Consider the following 21,351-nt stretch of genomic DNA (forward strand, 5'->3'; position numbering starts at 1 on the left):
GACCGACGGTAGGAGCGGGCTTGCCCCGCGAATCGCTGTAACAGGTTCAACGCTATCGCGGGGCAAGCCCGCGCCTACAGGACGCTAACGGCATGACCGAGAAAAACCCACGCCAGGCCATTGCCCTGAGCTACGACGGCCAGCAAGCGCCCACCCTGACCGCCAAGGGCGACGATGCGCTGGCTGAGGCAATTCTGGCCATCGCCCGCGAACACGAAGTACCGATCTACGAAAACGCCGAATTGGTGCGCCTGCTGGCACGCATGGAACTGGGCGACCAGATCCCCGAAGCGCTGTACCTGACCATCGCCGAAATCATCGCCTTCGCCTGGCAACTTCGCGGCAAGGTACCGGCAGGCTTTGTCGACGCTACCAATGAGCAACGTGACATCACCCCAGCGCCACGCTATTTGCCAAGCGCAGAATGAGTACATAGTTAACGCAGGACACTGGCACCCCAGGTGTCAACTTGGCCTTCCGACACATCACCGAAGGTCATGATCATGCCCACCCCTACCGTCAACGAGGCTGGCATTCAGTTCGCCCGTCAACACCTCAGTTTCTTTCCTCGCCCAGACCGCGCGGCCAGCGAAGCCATTCGCAAATGGGCCAGTGACCAAGGGGTAAAACTCGACCCCGACAAGACCGATGTCGTCACCTTCCATTACCAACTCGCCGAAGACTTGAGCTGGCGCGGCATCATCACCGGCAAAACCACGCTGACCGAAGCGGTGATGTCCAACTGGCAAGGTGAATCCAACAACAATCTCGTCGGCAACCTGATAGGCGAGCCGTGGGCAGGGCATCTGCCGGGCACGATTCAGGTGGTCGATAGCTTGCGACCGCTGTCCTGGAATCAGCCTGGCACCAACCACAGCGTATTCAACGGCGTATTCCGGCGGACCGAGCCACAAGTGTATGGCCCACAGACCTTACTGAATCTACCTGCGCAAGACCTGCAGGCGTTCATCTGGTCACTGGATTTTCACACAACCTACAAGACGCAACTCGATCACTACTGGACCCATGCCAAGACCAGTCATACCACCTTGGCCAAAATGGCTTTCATCGCGACCTGCAATAAGCAAGTAAGCGAAGGCAGTCTGGATGACAACGGTCGCCAACTGGCCTGGCAAGCGGCTGGGCTAATGCCGCGGTCGCCGACTTTTCGTATGCGTGCACTGAACATCTATGGCTACAGCGCCACCGACCTGATCTACCTGTACGACAAACAGTCGCCACGCGCTGTGCTTTACATTCCTGGCAATAGCTCGGCACTGCACACCTTCGCCAACGAACGGGCGATGAAACTGTGGATCGCCAAACTGTGTCAGACCAAGGACACCCGCGAAGCTCTGGGATCGCATTTCGCCCTCGCCGATATGCCCGACGGCCTGGACTTCAGTGGCCTGCACACGGCACTTGCGGGCTTGGGCGTGTACCCGGCGGTGTACCACCTGCCCCCCGATCATCCTGGTTTCACCAATGATGGCACCTGGGCACCTCGTGACTACGTCAACTATCGCCCCGACACGTACAACCCGGCCATTAACGGCGATCTGTTCCAGGCGCTGACAGAGCGCCAGCGCTTGCGCAGCTACCAGGACGCCGACACCTTGATCACCACCAATGCGCAGGTCATCAAGTCACGCTGGCGGGGCTATCTGAATTGCGCCCTGAACCTGCTCGGGCCGCTGGCTATCGTCCTTCCGGAGCTTGCCCCATTGTTTGCGCTGGGCGGTATCGCGCAATTCGGCCTGGGGCTGGATGCGGCGATCAACGGCCACAACCAGGACGACAAGGCCCAAGGCGTCAGCGAAATCACCTTTGGCTTGCTCAACGCCCTGCCGCTGGTTCATGCCGGGGTGAGCAAGGCGCCGGCACTGTTTCGCTTCAAGTACGACGGTTTTGTCATGCCTCGCGAGGTCAACGGCCGCTGGGGTTACCCGTTGAGCCCTGTCGACCCTCCGCACTTACCTGCCGAAGCAGCGCTGGAGTACTTCCACCTGCCAGCTCCCGTGCAACCGTTGGCTGGCGCCGATCAGGCGGTCAGCGCGGCGGTCGAACGCACACCCAGCTTTTCCAACCTGCCCGATACCTTGAAAGGCTACATCGCCGATCAACCTACCGAACTGGTCTATGACATCGAAGCAGATGCCTTTATCAAAAAAAGCGACCTGAACGCCGTCGATGCTCCCCGTTACATCGCCAGCACCGAAAGCAAGAACCTCGCCCCAGTCCCTGAAGGCCGGCTTGTGGAGGATCAAATGCGTATGTCCAGTCTGCGCGCATTGGGGGTGGACATCACATTGCCGATCAAGCTGCCAAGCAGGCCGCCGTTCGAACCGTTGATACCCATCCCGAAAATCATCAGTTGCATCTGGGTCGGAGACAAACTCATCAGCAACAGTCTGCTGACGAACCTGGCAAACAATATGAAGCGGCTATCAGGAAGCGGTTACTGGATCCAGCTGTTCCTGTCCAACGCCTCGCGGGAGATCTACATTCAAAACTTGGGGCGACTGTCCGCGAAGGTACCGGGCTTACTGGCATTTCCCTTGGAGGAGCACCCGTTCTATATCCGCTTCAAAGAGACTGCCAACTACCCACAATACCAGGCTGCGCTTGGCGGCGCGGCCCCGAACTTCGCCTCGGCGGCCGATGTACTGCGTTACCCTCTGCTAGACCATGAAGGTGGCATCTACATGGACATCGACGACAAAATCCTCACCGAGGGCGAATACCCCTACAGCGTCGAAGGCATTGGTTTCGGAACGCCTGCCAGCTCGCTGGAAAAACTCAACTTGTCGACCACACCCGATGGTTTGCTGCTCTATCCACCGATTGCCAACGAGAAGATGAACATCAACTGCGCCTACAACAACAGCATTATTGCCAGCCACCCCAATAATCCGACGCTCAAGGCGATCAGTGCCGAGATGCACACCCGCTTTCAGGCCGATCCCACGTTCTACGACAGCAAGCCGGACGAACGGATCGACCCTGAAGGTTTTGCCAAGTACGCCAACAATTTGAGCCGCATGACCGGCCCGACATTGCTCACCGATGTCACCGATAAAGCCCTGCCCGATCTGCACACGCTGCGGCACCTGATCAACCTGAACAAACTGCCGACCATCAACAGCTATGGGCTTTATGATCGCTTCGCGATGGAAACCGCACAGCAGCAATTTCTGCCATTCAACCAACTCATCAAAATTGGCCAAAACAATGCCTGGGCCTGAAACCAGATGAGCAGCGCCTGATGCCCCAGCGGCGCTGGACCGCGCGATTCACACGGTAGCCCTCGGTAAGAGGGCTACCGGATAGAAGTCAGCACTCAAGCGTTATCTACCGCCTGACAGCGTGGCGGCCAGTCAATTCTATGACTTCCATAGACGACGGAGCCCAACATGCACATTCCTCACCTCAATACAGCCGGCGTGCAGTACGTACGTAACCATCTCGCCACACTGCCTCGGCCTGATCGCAAAGCCAAGCAAGTCATTGCCGACTGGCTGGTATCACAAGGCGTGAACCAAGACCCTGATCAGATCGATGTCGTTACGCTGCACCTCCATCCGCAGGCGCCAACAGGTTACCAGGCACAGGTCGTACAGCGCCTGAGCCTGACACAAGCGGTGATAACAAACTGGCAAGGCGAGTCCAGCAGCGACGTGTTCGGCGGGCTTTTCAAACGCCCTTGGGCGGGTACGCTTCCCGACAACGGCCCGATTACCATTGTCGACCAACTGCCCACACCACCCTTTTACGATAACAGCACGCGCTATCTCGTATTCAACGGCTTGTTCAAGCGCACTGAGCCCGCCCTTTACGACCATTCGACGCTGATCAACATCCGTGCCGAAGCATTGCAAAGCCACATTGAGTCGCTGGACTTCCACACGCTTTACAAGGCGTCGCTCGACACCTACTGGAGCGAGCAGCTGACGAGCTACCGCCAGTGCTGCAAACTCAACTTCATCGCCGCCTGCAACAAGCAGGCCGCCGAAGGCAGCCTCGGCGACGCCGCGCGCAAACTGGCCTGGCGAGCAGCTGGACTGATTCCCCGGGGCAAAGGGCTACGCCTGAGCACCTTGAGCATCTATGGTTATGCGGCCACCGACCTGCTGTACATCAACGACGCCAGCAGCGACCTTACGCTGCTCTACGCACCGGGCAACAGCTCGCCACTGCTGGAGTTCGCCAGTGAAAACCTGCTCAAAGACTGGATCGCTGAGCAGTGCAAGGATGCCGCCAAACGCAAGGCGCTGAAACAACACTTTCGCTTGGCCGACGGCCCCCAAGGCATCGAATTCAGCGGCCTGGATACCGCCCTGGAGGGCTTGGGTGAATACCCCAAAAGCCACAGGCTGCCCCCGGAACATGGCTTCTTCAATGATGACGGCCGTTGGCCACCGCGCACCTATGTGAACTACCGACCCGGCAAATACAACCCGAAAATCACCGGTGACCTGTTCCTGGCATTGGCACAGCGTCAGCGTCAACGGTGCTACGACGATGCTGACTTCCTCATCACCAGCAACGCTGAGGTGACCAAGTCCAGGTGGGTCGGTTACCTGAACACCACCTTGAATATTGTCGCCCCCCTGACCTTCGTCGTGCCTGGGCTGGCACCGTTGCTGGCGTTGGGCGGGATTGCTCAGATGGGCCTTGGCCTGGACCAGGCGATCAATGGCAAAACGCTCAAAGCCAAGGAGGAAGGCGTCGGTAACCTGGTCTGGGGACTGCTCAATGCTGCGCCCGCCGCCGCACACGCCGTGTCGCGGGGTGCAAAGCTGTTCACGTTCAAATCTGCCCGCTTTGTAAGCCCCAGCCGGGTCAATGAACAGTGGGGCTACCCACTGAGCCCGATCAATCCTCCGCGCCTGCCGGAGCTGGATGTCGCGCCGTACTTCGACGCTGCAGCGGCACCCGCAGTGGAGCTCCCGGAAACAGAGCACTTTCCGGTCGAACGCACGGTGGATTGGGAGAAAAAGTCGCAGTCCATAACAGGGAAATTTGCCAAAGGGGGTTACCTGGTAGAGCTCGACCTGATCTACGACATCGAGCTTGACCTGTTTGTCGAAACAAGCGATCTCAACAGCCTGGAACCCAAGACCTATGAAGCCCGTCAGGGCGATATATTGATGCGTCGCGTACAGCCCGGCACGCGCCCGGTGACCGACGAAATGCGCATGGCTACGCTGCGCAGGCTTGGCGTTGACCTGCAGTTACCTGTGCAGGTCCCCAACCTGCCGGCCGATGTTCGTCCGATTCCCAAGCGTATTTCATCGTTATGGATCGGCGACAAACCGATCCCGCCAGAACTGCTGGAGAACCTCGCCAGGAACACGAACCGGCTGACCGATACGCAGTACCAGTACCGCTTATTCCTGTCCAATGCCCACCCGCACATCTATGAGCAAAACCTTCGGCAATTGGCCGAAAAAGCCCCCAACCTGAAGGTAGAAACGCTGGAGCAGCAGCCTTTTTTCAGCACATTCAAAGACAGTAAGTTCTATGCGCAGTATCAGGATGCACTCGACGGCAATGGCGGCGTCGCCACCAACTACAGCTCGGCCTCGGACGTTTTGCGTTATCCCTTGCTGAGCGCCGAAGGTGGCCTGTACATGGACGTCGATGACGAGCTGCTTCAAGCAGGGGAGCAATACCCAGGTTGCGTAGGCTTCGGCCCATGCACTGCGCAAGCACTCGACACTGTCGAACTGGCCACCACCAACGAAGGGCTGCTGTTCCACCCCCCAGTGAGCAACCAGTTACTCGACATGGAGCACGAATTCAATACCAGCTTGATTGGCAGCCACCCGGGCAACCCGACCCTGGATGCCATTAGCGAGAAAATCCATGAGCGCTACCAGCAAGACCCTGAGTTCTATCAATCCAGACCAGACCGCGAACAAGACCCGGCGGCCTTCCACGACTACACGCGGCGCCTGAGCAAACTGACGGGCCCCGGGATGCTCAATGACGCAATCGATCAGACGCTACCGCAGCTGAGCCAGATGCGCCAACTTGAACGACTGTTCAAACTGCCGCTGATCAATGGCCGTACGTTCGTCGACCTCGACCGCTGGATCTTGGCTCAACAGGAACTGATGCCGCTGAATCGGATCGCGCGCATCGGTGGCGCGCAATCCTGGACCACGCACTGAGCGAGGAAGGCCGACCAGCAACACGCATGGGCTTTATGGTCGCCTCGCGCTCGAAGCACTATGCCTGGACATAGATAACTGAAAGCGACGCCAGGCCTTGTCATCCCCACTGTAGCCTTCCGTAAGAGGGCTACTTGACCCAGCCCGCTCACCTCAAGCTTTATCTACCGCCTTACAGCTCACTGGTCAGCCGAATCTGTGACACTCACAGACAACGGAGCCCGACATGCACATTCCCCACCTCAATACTGCCGGCGTGCAGTACGTACGCGACCACCTCGCCAACCTTCCGCAGCCTGATCGCGAAGCCGAGCGCGTGATTAAAAGCTGGCTTTCATCACAAGGCGTGAACCTCGACCCCGATCAGATCGAGGTCGTCACCTTGCATCTCCATCCGCAGGTTCCAGCACACTATCAGGCCCTTGTGGTGCAGCGCCAAAGCCTGACGCAAGCGGTTGTGAGCAATTGGCAAGGCGAATCCAGCAGCGACGTGTTCGGCGGGATTTTCAAACGGCCTTGGGCGGGTACGCTGCCCAATGACGGGCCGATCACTATCGTCGACACAGTGCCGACACCGCCGGTTTACGATAACAGCGTGCGCTATCAGGTGTTCAACGGCCTGTTCAAACGCACTGAACCGGCCCTTTACGATCATTCGACGCTGCTCGCCATCCGCGCCGAAGCACTGCAAGCGCATATTGAGGCGCTGGACTTCCACACCCTGTACAAGGCGTCGCTCGACACTTACTGGCGCAACCACCTGTCCAGCTACCGCCTGTGCTGCAAACTCAACTTCATCGCTGCGTGCAACAAGCAGGCCGCCGAAGGCAGCCTGAGCGACGCTGCGCGTGAACTGGCCTGGCGAGCCGCCCAGATGATTCCCCGCAGTGCGGGTCTACGTATGAGCACCTTGAACATCTATGGTTATGCGGCCGCCGACTTGCTGTACATCAACGACAAAAGCAGCGGCCTTACCTTGCTCTATGCACCGGGCAACAGCTCACCACTGCTGGAATTCGCCAGTGAAGACCTGCTCAAGGACTGGGTCGGCAAGCAGTGCAAGGAGGCCGCCACACGCAACGCGCAAAACAGCACTTTCGCTTGGCCGACGGCCCCCAGGGTCCGGATTTCAGCGGCCTGGATACCGCCCTGGAAGCCCTCGGTGAGTACCCCAAAAGCCACAGGCTGCCCCCGGAGCATGGCTTCTTCAATAATGACGGTGTCTGGCCACCGCGCACTTACGTGAACTATCGGCCAGACAAATACAACCGCAGAATCACTGGCGACCTGTTCCTCGCGTTGGCAAAGCGCCAGCGTCAACGTTGCTATGATGACGCTGATTTCCTCATCACCAGCGACGCTGAGCTCACCGAAGCCAGGTGGGCCGGCTACCTGAACACCACCCTGAATATCATCGCCCCGCTGACACTTGTCATACCCGGGCTGGCACCGCTGCTGGCGCTGGGCGGGATTGCACAGATCGGCGTTGGCCTGGACCAGGCTATCAATGGCAAAACCTTGAAGAACAAGCAGGAAGGTATCGCCAACCTGGCTTGGGGGCTGCTCAATGCTGCGCCGGGCATCGGCCATGCAGCGTCGCGCGGGACCAAGCTATTCAGTTTCAAATCCAGCAGATTCGTCAGCCCAAGCCGGGTCAACGAACGCTGGGGCTATCCGCTAACCCCCATTACTCCACCGCACCTGCAGGAACTGGATGTTGCGCCGTACTTCGACGCTGCAGGCGCCTCTGCAGAGGCACGTCCTGAGGCGCAGCTGTTTCCGGTCGAGCTCTCAGTCGATTGGAAAAACCATACACATGGCATCACAGGTAATTTTTCAAGTAAGGGTTATCTGGTAGAACTTGACCTCGCCTATGACATCGAACACGACCTGTTCATCGAGACAAGCGATGTGAACAGCGTTAGCCCCAAGACCTATGAAGCCAGCCCGGGAGAAGTCGTGTTGCGCCATGTGCAGCCCGGTACACGTCAGGTGACCAACGAGATGCGCATGGCCACGCTGCGCAAGCTTGGCGTTGACCTGCAGTTGCCCGTACAGATCCCCATACCACCGGCCGATGTTCGTCCGATTCCCCGGCACATTTCATCGTTGTGGATCGGCGACAAGCCGATCCCGCCGGAGCTGCTGGACAACCTCTCTCAAAACGCCAGCCGTTTGGCCGACAGTCAGTATCAGTACCGCTTGTTTCTCTCCAATGCCCACCCGCAAATCTATGAACAGAACCTTCGGCAATTGGCCGAGAAAGCCCCTCTTTTGAAGGTGGAAACACTGGAGCAGCAGCCTTTTTTCAATACCTTCAAAGACAGCAAATACTTCAAGCAGTATCAGGACGCACTCGATGGTAATGGTGGCGTTGCCACCAACTACAGTTCGGCCTCCGACATTCTGCGCTATCCAATGCTCAACGCTGAAGGTGGCCTGTACATGGATGTTGATGACGAACTGCTCCAGGCAGGTGAGCAGCTTTCTGCGGGGGTGGGAGCGGGCGTGGCTGAAACACTCGACGCTGTCGGGCTGGCCACCAGCGACAACGGCCTGCTGCTACATTCGCCGGTCAGCAATCAAATGCTCGATATGCAGCTTCAATTCAATACCAGCCTGATCGGCAGCCACCCTGGCAACCCGACACTGGAGGCGATGTCCGAGGAAATGCATCAACGCTACCTGGCCGACCCTGATTTCTACCAGGCCAGACCCGATCGCGTGAAAGATCCTGCAGCCTTCTTTGACTACACACGCAGACTGAGCAAACTGACGGGGCCAGCGATGCTCAACGACGTGATCGACAAAACGCTACCGCACCTGAGCCAGATGCGCAGACTTGAAAAGCTGTTCAGCCTACCCGTCATCAATGGCCGTTTACACGCCGACATCGAACGCTGGATAGAGGTTGGACGCGAGCTGACCCCCCTTGGCCGGATCGCCCGCATCGGCGGCACACAATCCTGGGCTACGCACTGAACAAAAATAGGTTCTACACAGGTTGTCGGGCAAGGGTTGGCTTTGAGGGCGGTGGGAGCGGGCTTGCCCCGCGATGTGCTGTATCGCGCGAGATCGCGGGGCACGCCCGCTCCTACCTCGACTTCAGGTAGCTGAGGGAGGTATTCGGGCCAATTGGATAAGCTCGCAGCCTGCAAAGCCAACGCCAATCCTGCCCCGGAAATCCGTGAAGAAGCCAAAAAAGGCGACCTCCGGGTCGCCTTCTTGGTTCACTCCGAGCGGTGCACCTTGCTCATCAACTCCGCCTCGGCCTGGGTCAGGCCGCAGGTCTGGGTCAATTCATCGACGCTGGCACCCATTCCCACCAGGCGTGCCGCCTGGGCGAACGACAGGCTGTTGGGGTCACGCTGCTCCAGTTGCAGAAGCTTGTCTGGCAACGGCGCGACCGTGGCACGCAGTTCATGCAGTGCTTCACCCATGCGCACAGTGCCGTTCTGGTAGTCATCCAGGCGTTTGCCCAGGTCTTTGATACGCTGGTCACGCACCGCATCAGCCTGGGCTTGCTGGGCAGCCAGCTCGCGCTGACGCTTGCTGTAGTTCAGGAAGAACCACAGGCTCAGCGCCCAGAGCAGCGCCAGAAATATGACTGCAACCTCGAAGATCAACTCAGATGTTCTCCAGCTCAGACCATTCTTCTTCGGTCATCATCTTGTCCAGCTCGACCAGAATCAGCAGTTCGTTGTTCTTGTTGCACACGCCCTGGATGAACTTGGCCGACTCTTCGTTGCCAACATTCGACGCGGTTTCGATTTCCGACTGACGCAGGTACACCACTTCGGCCACGCTATCGACCAGGATACCGACCACTTGCTTGTCGGCCTCGATGATGACGATACGGCTGTTGTCAGTGATCTCGCTGGACATCAGGCCAAAACGCTGACGGGTGTCGATCACGGTGACCACGTTGCCACGCAGGTTGATAATGCCCAGCACGTAGCTTGGCGCACCCGGGACCGGGGCGATCTCGGTATAGCGCAGCACTTCCTGCACCTGCATGACATTGATGCCGTAGGACTCATTGTCCAGTTTGAAGGTTACCCACTGCAGGATCGGATCTTCGGAACCTTGCGCAGACGACTTTTTCATTCCCCTATCCCTCAAAAACCGCCTTCGGCGGCGTGCTCTGTGCGATCGCAGTTGCGACCGATTATTTTTGGCTGACGTGCAGTTGCTTGACGGCGCCGCTGGCGATCAACTCGGCCAGCTCGGCAACGTCGAGCAACGCGCACATGTGTTCGATGACCGTGCCAGCCAGCCAGGGTCGCTGGCCACGCTGGCTTCGCCATTTGATCTCGTTGGGGTCCAGGCGCAGCGATCGGCTGACCTGATGCACCGCCAGCCCCCATTCATAACCCTGCACCGAAATCACGTACTGCAGGCCCTGACGGAAATCGTCGCGGTAGCGGTCGGGCATGACCCAACGCGCGGTATCCAGCACTTTCAGGTTGCCGCTCTGGCTCGGCAGGATGCCCAGAAACCAGTCGGGCTGGCCGAACAGCGGTGTCAGCTCATGACCGGCCAGTGAATAGATCGAACCCAGGCATACCAGTGGCACCGCGAGGGTCAGACCGGCGACGTCGAACAGCAAACATTCAAACGGCTCGGCCGCCCAGGCCGGGCGCCCGTCAACGGTTTGCGGCGGCTGATTGGCGGCTGGCGGCAGGTGTACCTGTACCAGAGGCTCAATCGGTTCTGGCGACTCGGCCAGCACCTCAATGGTGGCAGGTTCAGGTTCAGGTTCGGGCTCAGGCAGGCGCACCGGCAGGATCGCGGGCAACACCACAGGCGCAGGCTCGGCGAACGGCAATGGCGCTAGCGCCACCACGACCGGCCGTTGCGTCTGGGCGACCTGGGCATCACGGGCCTGCTCCTCGAGCACGGCAGCCTGAAAGTCATCGATCTCGACCGTCGGCTCAGCCAGCTCGACGTCTTCTGTGGCCTCGTGCAGCAAGCCATCGAGGTACGACTGCAGCGCCAGTTGCGGGCCGGAGGCAAGCGTGTGCGGACGGTTCATCAGGCCACCTGCTGGGCAAGGTTGTGCGACAGCAGGTGCTTGAGCAGCGCCCGGTAGGCGACTACACCGCGGCTCTTGCCATCGAACTGCGACGGCGTCAGGCCCGCCCGGCTGGCATCGCGCAAGCGCGTATCAACCGGGATATAGCCTTGCCAGATGTTCTCTGGGTAAGCATCGCGCAGCACCCGCAAGGTGCCCATGGAGGCCTGGGTGCGGCGGTCGAACAGGGTCGGCACGATGTGGTAAGGCAGCGCCTGCTTGCGCGAGCGGTTGACCATCGCCAGGGTACTGACCATGCGCTCCAGGCCCTTGACCGCCAGGTATTCGGTTTGCACCGGAATCACCAACTGCTGGCTGGCCGCCAGGGCGTTGACCATCAGCACACCGAGCAAGGGCGGGCTGTCGATGATGGCGTAGTCGAAATCCTGCCACAGCTGCGCCAGAGACTTGGCGATCACCAGGCCCAGCCCGCTTTGCCCGGGTGACTGGCGTTCAAGCACCGCCAACGCCGTGCTCGAAGGCAACAGCGAGATGTTTTCATCACTGGTGGGCAGCAGCAGCTGACCGGGCAGGCCTTCCGGCACCGCGCCTTTGTGCAGAAACAGGTCGTAGCTGCTGTGTTCCAGGGTGTCCGGATTGTGCCCGAAGTAGCTGGTCATCGAGCCGTGCGGGTCAAGGTCAACCACAACCACGCGCTTGCCCGCTTCGGCCAGCAAACCGGCCAGGGCGATGGATGTGGTGGTCTTACCGACGCCACCTTTTTGATTGGCTACTGCCCAGACTCTCATTACGTTGCTTCCTCCCGGTATGACAACCTGCCCCACCGGGAACGGTTATAGGGTCGGTGACGGAGGATTGACGCGATTGCCCCCCACCGTCGGTGATACCGCTGGCGGTGCAGTTTGTGTGCCAGCCCGCTGCATTGCCGCATCCGGCGTGGCATTGGCACTGCCGGTACCGGTCAGGCTGCGGCGCACTTCCAGGTTACGGGAAATCACCAGCACCACCCGCCGGTTGCGTGCGCGGCCCTCTGCGCTGGCGTTGCTGGCAATCGGCTGGAACTCGCCGTAGCCAACCGAGGCCATGCGCGCCGGGTTGACCCCTTGCATGGCCAGCAGGCGGACGATGCTGGCGGCACGCGCCGAAGACAGCTCCCAGTTGGTCGGGTACTGCGCCGTGCGGATCGGCAAGTCATCGGTAAAGCCTTCGACGTGTACCGGGTTGGCGAAGGGCTTGAGAATGTTGGCGACCTTTTCGATGATGTTGAACGCCACATCGCTGGGCATCGCATCACCACTGCCAAACAGCAGCGCGGAGTTGAGCTCGATTTCAACCCACAGCTCGTTGCCACGCACCGTCATCTGGTCAGATTTGATCAGGTCGCCAAAGGCATCGCGCACATCATCGGTGATGGTTTTCAGCGGGTCACTGCTGGTTTGCGCCAGCCCCGCATCGACCTGATCGCTGTCTTTGATCAGCGGCTCGGCCGGTTTGACGGTCAGTGGCCGTTCTTCACCGATGGGGATCGGCCGCATGCTTTTCTCAGGGTCGTTGAACACCCCGATCAGGGCCTGGGAGAGGATCTTGTACTTGCCCTCATTGATCGAGGAAATCGAGTACATGACCACGAAAAAGGCGAACAGCAAGGTGATGAAGTCGGCGTAGGACACCAGCCAGCGTTCGTGGTTTTCGTGTTCCTCGGGTTGTCGACGGCGGGCCATGTATTACTCCATGAAGCCCTGAAGCTTCAGCTCGATCGAGCGTGGGTTCTCACCTTCGGCAATCGACAGCAGCCCTTCCAGGAGCATTTCCCGGTAACGCGACTGACGCATGGCCAGCGCCTTGAGCTTGTTGGCAATCGGCAGCAGGATCAGGTTGGCACTGGCCACACCGTAGATGGTGGCCACGAATGCCACGGCGATACCGTTGCCCAGCTGCGAAGGATCGGCGAGGTTGCCCATGACATGAATCAGGCCCATGACCGCACCGATGATGCCGATGGTCGGGGCATAGCCGCCCATGCACTCGAACACCTTGGCCGCCTGGATGTCACGGCCTTCCTGGGTGTAGAAATCCACTTCCAGAATGCTGCGAATGGCTTCCGGCTCGGCACCATCAACCAGCAGTTGCAGGCCTTTGCGGGCGTAAGGGTCCGGCTCGGCATCAGCGACACCTTCCAGGCCCAGCAAGCCTTCCTTGCGCGCCGTCAGGCTCCAGTTGACCACCCGATCGATACCGCCAGCGAGGTCGATGCGCGGCGGAAAGATGATCCAGCGGACAATCTGCAAGGCACGCTTGAAGGCGCTCATCGGCGACTGCAGCAACGCCGCCGCCAGGGTACCGCCCAGTACGATCAAGGCCGCCGGGCCGTTGATCAGTGCCGACAGGTGACCACCCTCAAGGTAGTTGCCGCCGACAATCGCGACAAACGCCAGGATGATGCCGATTAAGCTCAAAACATCCATCAGACGCACGCCTCAACCAGGTGCTTGCCGATTTCATCGAGGCTGTACACCGCATCGGCAAGGTTGGCTTTGACGATCGCCATCGGCATGCCATAGATCACGCAACTGGCTTCATCCTGAGCCCACACCGTGCTGCCGCCCTGCTTGAGCAGGCGTGCGCCTTCACGGCCGTCGGCGCCCATGCCGGTCAGCACCACCGAGAGCACCTTGTCGCCATAGGACTTGGCCGCCGAGCCGAAGGTGATATCCACACACGGCTTGTAATTCAAACGCTCGTCGCCCGGCAGAATCTTCACCGCACCGCGACCATCAATCATCATCTGCTTGCCACCCGGGGCCAGCAGCGCCAGACCAGGACGCAGCATGTCACCGTCTTCGGCCTCTTTGACGCGGATCTTGCACAGCTTGTCCAAACGCTCGGCAAAGGCCTTGGTGAACGCCGCCGGCATATGCTGAATCAGCACGATAGGTGCCGGAAAACTGGCAGGCAGTTGCGTCAGCACCCGCTGCAGCGCCACCGGGCCGCCGGTCGAGGTGCCAATGGCCACCAGTTTGTAAGGCTTGCGCTTGGGCGCTGGCGAACTGGCCACAGCTGCCGCGCGAACCGGCGCTGCCGCACGAGGTGCAGCGCTGCTGCCCAGGCTACTGACGCTTGGCTGAGCCGCCGCTGCCGGTTGCGGCGCAGGGGCGGCATAGCTGCCCAGACGGCGGTTACTGCGCGAAATGGTATGCACCTTTTCGCACAGCATTTGTTTGACCTTCTCCGGATTGCGCGAGATGTCTTCGAAGTTTTTCGGCAGGTAATCGACCGCACCGGCATCCAGGGCGTCGAGGGTCACCCGCGCGCCTTCATGGGTCAGCGAGGAGAACATCAACACCGGGGTCGGGCAGCGCTGCATGATGTGACGTACAGCGGTGATGCCATCCATCATGGGCATTTCGTAGTCCATGGTGATGACATCGGGCTTGAGCGACAGTGCCTGGTCGATCGCTTCCTTGCCGTTGGTCGCGGTACCGACGACCTGAATAGTCGGGTCCGCTGAAAGAATTTCCGAGACACGGCGGCGGAAGAAACCGGAATCATCCACCACCAGGACCTTGACTGCCATAAACACTCCATTAGGGGGCGCGGCGTGCAAGCCGCGCCACCAGAATCAAATACGCCGGGCGGCGTAACGCTTGAGCATGCTCGGCACGTCGAGGATCAGCGCAATGCGCCCGTCACCGGTAATGGTGGCACCCGACATGCCTGGCGTGCCCTGGAGCATCTTGCCCAGCGGTTTGATGACCACTTCTTCCTGGCCCACCAGTTGATCGACGACAAAGCCGATCCGCTGGGTGCCCACCGAAAGGATCACCACGTGCCCTTCGCGTTGCTCTTCATGAGCGGCGGAACTGACCAGCCAGCGCTTGAGGTAGAACAGCGGCAAGGCTTTGTCGCGCACGATCACCACCTCCTGGCCGTCGACCACGTTGGTGCGCGACAGGTCCAGGTGGAAGATTTCGTTGACGTTGACCAGCGGGAAGGCGAATGCCTGGTTGCCCAGCATCACCATCAGGGTCGGCATGATCGCCAGGGTCAGCGGCACCTTGATGACGATCTTCGAGCCCAGGCCCTTGGTCGAATAGATATTGATCGAGCCGTTGAGCTGGGAGATTTTGGTTTTCACCACGTCCATGCCCACGCCGCGGCCGGACACGTCGGAAATCTCGGTTTTGGTCGAGAAACCCGGGGCGAAAATCAGGTTGTAGCATTCGGTTTCGCTGAGACGGTCGGCGGCGTCTTTGTCCATCACCCCGCGCTTGACCGCGATGGCGCGCAGGACGTTAGCGTCCATGCCCTTGCCATCATCGGAGATCGACAAGAGGATGTGGTCGCCTTCCTGCTCGGCCGACAGCACCACTTTGCCGCCACGCGGCTTGCCTGCGGCTTCACGCTCTTCCGGGGTTTCGACACCGTGGTCGACGGCGTTGCGCACCAAGTGCACCAGCGGGTCGGCCAGGGCCTCGACGAGGTTCTTGTCGAGGTCGGTTTCTTCACCGACCAGCTCCAGGTTGATCTCTTTTTTCAGCTGCCGGGCCAGGTCGCGAACCAGGCGCGGGAAGCGCCCGAAGACCTTCTTGATCGGCTGCATACGGGTTTTCATCACCGCGGTCTGCAGGTCGGCGGTCACTACATCCAGGTTCGATACCGCCTTGGACATGGCCTCATCGCCGCTGTTCAGGCCCAGGCGCACCAGACGGTTACGCACCAGCACCAGTTCGCCGACCATGTTCATGATCTCGTCCAGGCGCGCAGTGTCGACGCGTACGGTGGTTTCCGTTTCGCTGACCGCGTGTTTGTCGGCCGCCGCAGGGGCTTGCCGCGCAGGCGCCGCAGCCTTGGCCGGTGCAGCAGCTGGTTTGGCAGCAGGTGCAGGCGCTGGTGCTGCCGCAGGCTTGGCAGCGACAACAGCGGCAGCCGGAGCTACGGCAACAGCCGCCGGGGCAACGCTGTCGGGGGTGAACTTGCCTTTACCGTGCAGTTCATCGAGCAAGGCTTCGAATTCATGCTCGGAAATATGATCGCCCGACGTCGCCTCAGGCGCGGGAGCGGCAGCCGCGGCGGGCGCAGTTGCACCTGGCAGGGCATCGACGGCAAAGTTGCCCTTGCCATGCAGTTGATCCAGCAGCGCTTCAAACTCGGCATCGGTGATTTCGTCGGTAGCGCCTTGCGGCGCCTCCTGCGCGGGTGCCGCTGCGCTGATGCTGTCGGGCGCGAACTGGCCCTTGCCATGCAACTGATCGAGCAGCGACTCGAACTCGGCGTCGGTGATTTCGTCACTGGCCGCTTCAGGCGCCTGCACCTGAGCTTCGGCTTCGGCCTTGACCGCATTGAGCGAGTCCAGCAGTTGCTCGAATTCGGTGTCGGTAATGTCGGTGCTAGCTTGAGCTTCAACGACCGGTTCAGGTTCGGGCGCTGGTGCTTGTTCGGCAGCAGCAGCAGGCTCGGCCAGACGCGACAGCGCCGCCAGCAACTCAGGCGTAGCCGGGGTGATGTCGCTACGCTCACGCACCTGACCGAACATGCTGTTGACCGTGTCCAGGGCCTCCAGCACCACGTCCATCAGTTCCGCATCAACGCGACGCTCACCCTTGCGCAGGATGTCGAAGACGTTTTCGGCGATGTGGCAGCACTCCACCAGCTCGTTGAGCTGGAGGAAGCCGGCGCCCCCTTTTACAGTGTGAAAACCGCGAAAGATTGCATTGAGCAGATCGGCATCATCCGGACGGCTTTCCAGCTCGACCAGTTGCTCGGACAGTTGCTCAAGAATCTCGCCGGCTTCTACCAGAAAATCCTGAAGGATCTCTTCATCGGCGCCGAAGCTCATTAAACGTGCTCCCTAAAAACCCAGGCTGGACAGCAGATCGTCGACATCGTCCTGACCGGACACAACGTCTTCACGCTTATCGGCATGAATCTGCGGACCTTCACCCCGAGTCGGATGTTTTTCTTGATCTTTCTCAGCGCGCAGCTGCTGGTGGTCATGTTCGATACCGGCAAAGCGGTCGACTTGACTGGCCATCAGCACAAGCTTGAGCAGATTGCTTTCTACTTCGGTGACCAGCGCGGTAACACGCTTGATCACCTGCCCGGTCAGGTCCTGATAGTCCTGTGCCAGGAGAATGTCATTGAGGTGACCGGCGACCTTGCGGCTACCCTCCTCGCTACGTTCCAGGAAACGGTCGATGCGGTGCATCAGCTCGCGGAACTCCGGGGCCGCCACTTCGCGGCGCAAGAATCGCTGCCAGTCGGTGCGCAGGTCACGGGCTTCATCGCTGAGCTCATGCAGCACCGGGGTGCTTTCCTCAACCAGATCCATCGTGCGGTTGGCCGCCCCTTCGGTCAGCTTGACCACATAGGACAGGCGCTCGGTGGCATCGGTGATCTGCGAGACTTCCTCGGCCTGCGGCATTTGCGGGTCGATCTGGAAGCTGACGATCGCGCTGTGCAGCTCTCGCGTGAGCTTGCCGACTTCCTGGTACAGGCCACGGTCACGGGTCTGGTTCAGCTGATGGATCAGTTGCACCGCGTCGCCGAATTTGCCGCGCTCAAGACTGTCGACCAGTTCGTGAGCGTGCTTCTTCAGTGTCGACTCGAAGCCGTCCAGTGATGAATGTGTTTGCTCCATAGCGCCCCCGTGGCGTGTCTTAGCTGTTGACGCGCTCGAAGATCTTCTCGATCTTTTCTTTCAGCACTTGCGCGGTGAACGGCTTGACCACGTAGCCATTCACACCGGCCTGGGCGGCTTCGATGATTTGCTCGCGCTTGGCTTCGGCAGTCACCATCAGCACTGGCAGGTGCTTGAGGCGCTCGTCGGCACGCACTTTGCGCAGCAGGTCGATACCCGACATGCCTGGCATGTTCCAGTCGGTGACGAGGAAATCGAAATGGCCGCTTTCGAGCATCGGCAGTGCAGTGTTGCCGTCATCCGCTTCCTGGGTATTGGTGAAGCCCAGGTCACGCAACAGGTTCTTGATGATCCGCCGCATCGTCGAAAAATCGTCGACGATGAGGATTTTCATGTCTTTGTTCAATTAGACCTCCAAGCAGTCTTTAACGCGTTCAGCGCTGAACGCGCATTCAATCAATTCGGGCACTACATTTCGCGACTGCATTGAACCTGCGTTCAACGCGCCCGCCATTCCCCCAGGCGACTGCGCAAACGCGCCGCGCACTGACTGTGCAACTGGCTGACGCGCGATTCGCTGACCCCCAGGACCTCACCGATTTCCTTGAGGTTCAGCTCTTCGTCGTAGTACAGCGCCAGCACCAGACGCTCACGTTCAGGCAAGTTGGCGATGGCATCGGCCAGCGCCGCCTGAAAGCGTTCGTCTTCCAGATCGCGCGAAGGCTCGAGCTGGACACTGGCGCCGTCCTCGTGCAGTCCTTCATGTTCGCCGTCCTGCAACAGGTCGTCGAAACTGAACAGGCGACTGCCCAAGGTGTCATTCAAAATCCCGTAGTAATCATCGAGACTCAATTGAAGTTCGGCAGCAACTTCGTGATCTTTAGCGTCACGGCCGGTTTTTGCTTCAATTGCACGAATCGCGTCGCTGACCATGCGGGTATTGCGGTGAACCGAACGCGGTGCCCAGTCCCCTTTACGTACTTCGTCCAACATTGCCCCGCGGATGCGGATACCGGCGTAGGTCTCGAAACTGGCACCCTTGCTCGCGTCGTATTTGTTGCTGACTTCGAGCAAGCCGATCATGCCGGCCTGGATCAGATCTTCCACCTGCACACTGGCCGGCAAGCGTGCCAGCAAGTGATAGGCGATACGCTTGACCAACGGTGCGTAACGCTCGATCAACTCATACTGGCCATCGCGCGAAGCCTTGCTGTACATCCGATAGCCGCTGGCGTTCATAGCACCGGTCCCGCGCTTGTCGGTTGCACCAGGCGCTCGACAAAAAACTCCAGATGACCACGCGGGTTGGCTGGCAGCGGCCAGGTATCGACCTTCTGAGCAATGGCCTTGAATGCCAACGCGCACTTGGAACGCGGAAAGGCTTCATAGACCGCTCGCTGCTTCTGCACCGCCTTGCGTACGCATTCGTCGTAAGGCACCGCGCCGACGTATTGTAGGGCGACGTCAAGGAAGCGATCCGTGACCTTGGTCAACTTGGCGAACAGGTTGCGCCCTTCCTGAGGGCTCTGCGCCATGTTCGCCAGCACGCGGAAACGATTCATACCGTAATCGCGGTTGAGCAGCTTGATCAGCGCATAGGCGTCGGTGATCGAGGTGGGCTCATCGCACACCACCAACAGCACCTCTTGCGCCGCACGGACAAAACTGACTACCGAGTCACCAATACCCGCAGCGGTATCGATCACCAGCACATCGAGGTTGTCGCCGATCTCGCTGAACGCCTGGATCAGGCCGGCATGTTGGGCAGGCGCCAGGTGCACCATGCTCTGCGTGCCCGAGGCCGCCGGCACGATGCGTACACCGCCGGGCCCCTGCAGCAGCACGTCGCGCAGCTCGCAACGGCCTTCGATGACGTCGGCCAGGGTGCGCTTGGGCGTCAGTCCCAGGAGAACGTCGACGTTGGCCAGGCCCAGGTCGGCATCGAGCAGCATGACCCGACGGCCAAGCTCTGCCAGCGCCAATGACAAATTCACCGACACATTGGTCTTGCCGACGCCACCTTTACCGCCGGTTACGGCGATCACCTGTACGGGATGCATGCTACCCATGTTTGCTTATTACCTTGTCTTGCTTAGACCGAGGCCACATGACCGGCTGCGCTTTCAACACCTGAAAAATGCCTGGCAGTCCATCAATGCAGATACTTTGCAACGTCTTCACAATCACCTCAGCCAACTCGCTTGCCGGGGCTGTGGTAGAGATCAGCGAACATATCGGCCATCGCCTCTTCGCTGGGCTCGTCTTGCATCTGCACACTCACTGCGCGGCTAACCAACTGGTGGCGGCGCGGCAGGTGCAGGTCGTCAGGAATGCGCGGACCATCGGTTAGATAGGCCACAGGCAGTTCGTGACTGATCGCCAAGCTCAGGACTTCCCCGAGGCTGGCCGTTTCATCAAGCTTGGTCAGGATGCACCCGGCCAGCCCACAGCGTTTGTAGCTGTGATAAGCGGCCGTCAGCACCTGCTTCTGGCTGGTGGTCGCCAGCACCAGATAATTTTTAGACGCAATACCGCGTCCGGCAAGGGTTTCCAGCTGCATCCGCAAAGCCGGATCGCTGGCTTGCAGACCGGCGGTATCGATCAGCACCACGCGCTTGCGCAGCAGTGGGTCCAGTGCCTGCGCCAGCGATTGCCCCGGGTCGACATGGGTCACCGAGACATTGAGGATGCGCCCCAGGGTTTTCAATTGTTCCTGGGCACCGATACGGAAACTGTCCATGCTCACCAGTGCCAGGTTCTGCGCGCCGTATTTGAGTACGTAGCGCGCTGCCAGCTTGGCCAGCGTAGTGGTCTTGCCCATGCCCGCCGGGCCGACCATGGCAATCACGCCACCTTCTTCGATCGGCTCGATCTCTGGCACATCGATACGCCGCGCCAGGTGCGCGAGCAGCATGCGCCAGGCATGACGCGGCTCTTCGATGCCCGCGGTAAGGTCCAGCAGCTCGCGCGCGATCGGCGCAGACAGACCAATGCGTTGCAAACGCCGCCAGAGGTTGGCTTGCTGTGGCTGGTTGCCCTGCAACTGGCTCCAGGCCAACGAGCCCAGCTGAACTTCGAGTAACTCGCGCAGGCCAGTCAGTTCGCTGCGCATGGCATCGAACAGACGCGGGTCAACCGGCGCAGCGGCTGCAGCCACCGGGGCCGCAGGCGCTTCAACCTGTGGCTCGACCAGTGGCTCGGAAGCGGTCAGCGGCAAACCGGCAAACAGTTGACGGTTGCCTTCCTCGCTCTCGGAGCGGCTGCTGAGCTCGGCCTGTGCCGTGACTATCCGCGACTGGGTCTTGCGCAGCTCATCTTCGAGCTCGACGTTCGGAACCCGTGGCGCCAGGGCGGACAGCTTGTAGTCCAGCGCAGCCGTCAGCTCGACACCGCCAGCAATCCGTCGGTTACCGATGATGGCGGCATCAGCCCCCAGCTCATCTCGAACCAGCTTCATGGCCTGACGCATATCGGCGGCGAAAAAACGCTTAACTTGCATAACC

At 60.0% G+C, this 21,351-nt stretch carries 16 protein-coding genes and 1 pseudogene; 4 read left to right on the forward strand and 13 right to left on the reverse strand.

Translation table 11 applies throughout. From position 1 onward, the window contains the following. The first annotated feature begins 92 nt into the window (after positions 1-92). From ACVWSC_RS20570 to ACVWSC_RS20585, 4 genes and pseudogenes are all read left to right on the forward strand, one after another. Positions 93-428: an EscU/YscU/HrcU family type III secretion system export apparatus switch protein gene (locus tag ACVWSC_RS20570; RefSeq protein ID WP_442108930.1), complete on the forward strand. Its 336-nt coding sequence runs from the start codon at positions 93-95 to the stop codon at positions 426-428. A 75-nt stretch (positions 429-503) separates the two neighbouring features. Continuing rightward, on the forward strand, positions 504-3,245 hold the full coding sequence (locus ACVWSC_RS20575) for a dermonecrotic toxin domain-containing protein (protein ID WP_442108931.1): 2,742 nt from the start codon (positions 504-506) through the stop codon (positions 3,243-3,245). A gap of 168 nt (positions 3,246-3,413) precedes the next feature. Continuing rightward, positions 3,414-6,176 (forward strand): dermonecrotic toxin domain-containing protein, encoded by a 2,763-nt coding sequence (locus tag ACVWSC_RS20580; RefSeq protein ID WP_442108932.1) that lies wholly within the window; start codon positions 3,414-3,416, stop codon positions 6,174-6,176. Between the two features lie 226 nt (positions 6,177-6,402). Continuing rightward, positions 6,403-9,158, forward strand: a pseudogene (locus ACVWSC_RS20585) (dermonecrotic toxin domain-containing protein). Between the two features lie 248 nt (positions 9,159-9,406). Here ACVWSC_RS20585 and ACVWSC_RS20590 read toward each other — a convergent pair. From ACVWSC_RS20590 to flhF, 13 genes are all read right to left on the reverse strand, one after another. Then, positions 9,407-9,802: a DUF2802 domain-containing protein gene (locus ACVWSC_RS20590; protein ID WP_442108933.1), complete on the reverse strand. Its 396-nt coding sequence runs from the start codon at positions 9,800-9,802 to the stop codon at positions 9,407-9,409. Between the two features lies 1 nt (position 9,803). Next, positions 9,804-10,283, reverse strand: a complete 480-nt coding sequence (locus tag ACVWSC_RS20595) for a chemotaxis protein CheW (protein WP_442108934.1) — start codon at positions 10,281-10,283, stop codon at positions 9,804-9,806. Between the two features lie 61 nt (positions 10,284-10,344). Further along, positions 10,345-11,211: a CheW domain-containing protein gene (locus tag ACVWSC_RS20600; protein WP_442108935.1), complete on the reverse strand. Its 867-nt coding sequence runs from the start codon at positions 11,209-11,211 to the stop codon at positions 10,345-10,347. After that, a complete protein-coding gene (locus ACVWSC_RS20605) occupies positions 11,211-11,999 on the reverse strand; it encodes a ParA family protein (RefSeq protein WP_442108936.1) in 789 nt (262 codons plus the stop codon). The genes ACVWSC_RS20600 and ACVWSC_RS20605 overlap by 1 nt, the downstream gene beginning before the upstream one ends. Before the next feature lie 45 nt (positions 12,000-12,044). Beyond that, positions 12,045-12,932, reverse strand: coding sequence for a flagellar motor protein MotD (gene motD / locus ACVWSC_RS20610; protein WP_442108937.1), 888 nt, complete (start codon positions 12,930-12,932; stop codon positions 12,045-12,047). Between the two features lie 3 nt (positions 12,933-12,935). Next, on the reverse strand, positions 12,936-13,676 hold the full coding sequence (locus ACVWSC_RS20615) for a flagellar motor protein (protein WP_442108938.1): 741 nt from the start codon (positions 13,674-13,676) through the stop codon (positions 12,936-12,938). Continuing rightward, complete coding sequence (locus ACVWSC_RS20620) at positions 13,676-14,785, reverse strand: protein-glutamate methylesterase/protein-glutamine glutaminase (protein WP_442108939.1); 1,110 nt, start codon at positions 14,783-14,785, stop codon at positions 13,676-13,678. The genes ACVWSC_RS20615 and ACVWSC_RS20620 overlap by 1 nt, the downstream gene beginning before the upstream one ends. A 45-nt stretch (positions 14,786-14,830) precedes the next feature. Further along, complete coding sequence (locus ACVWSC_RS20625) at positions 14,831-17,047, reverse strand: chemotaxis protein CheA (protein ID WP_442108940.1); 2,217 nt, start codon at positions 17,045-17,047, stop codon at positions 14,831-14,833. A 12-nt stretch (positions 17,048-17,059) separates the two neighbouring features. Beyond that, positions 17,060-17,848, reverse strand: coding sequence for a protein phosphatase CheZ (locus ACVWSC_RS20630; RefSeq protein ID WP_442108941.1), 789 nt, complete (start codon positions 17,846-17,848; stop codon positions 17,060-17,062). Between the two features lie 19 nt (positions 17,849-17,867). Next, positions 17,868-18,242, reverse strand: a complete 375-nt coding sequence (locus tag ACVWSC_RS20635; protein WP_036990294.1) for a chemotaxis response regulator CheY — start codon at positions 18,240-18,242, stop codon at positions 17,868-17,870. A 104-nt stretch (positions 18,243-18,346) separates the two neighbouring features. Further along, a complete protein-coding gene (gene fliA, locus ACVWSC_RS20640; RefSeq protein WP_133217286.1) occupies positions 18,347-19,087 on the reverse strand; it encodes an RNA polymerase sigma factor FliA in 741 nt (246 codons plus the stop codon). Beyond that, on the reverse strand, positions 19,084-19,917 hold the full coding sequence (gene fleN, locus ACVWSC_RS20645; protein ID WP_038613333.1) for a flagellar synthesis regulator FleN: 834 nt from the start codon (positions 19,915-19,917) through the stop codon (positions 19,084-19,086). Before fleN ends, fliA begins: the two co-directional genes overlap by 4 nt. Positions 19,918-20,036: 119 nt before the next feature. Then, positions 20,037-21,347 (reverse strand): flagellar biosynthesis protein FlhF, encoded by a 1,311-nt coding sequence (gene flhF, locus ACVWSC_RS20650; RefSeq protein ID WP_442108942.1) that lies wholly within the window; start codon positions 21,345-21,347, stop codon positions 20,037-20,039. Between the last annotated feature and the right edge of the window lie 4 nt (positions 21,348-21,351).

The organism is Pseudomonas sp. NUPR-002 (genome assembly GCF_056322725.1).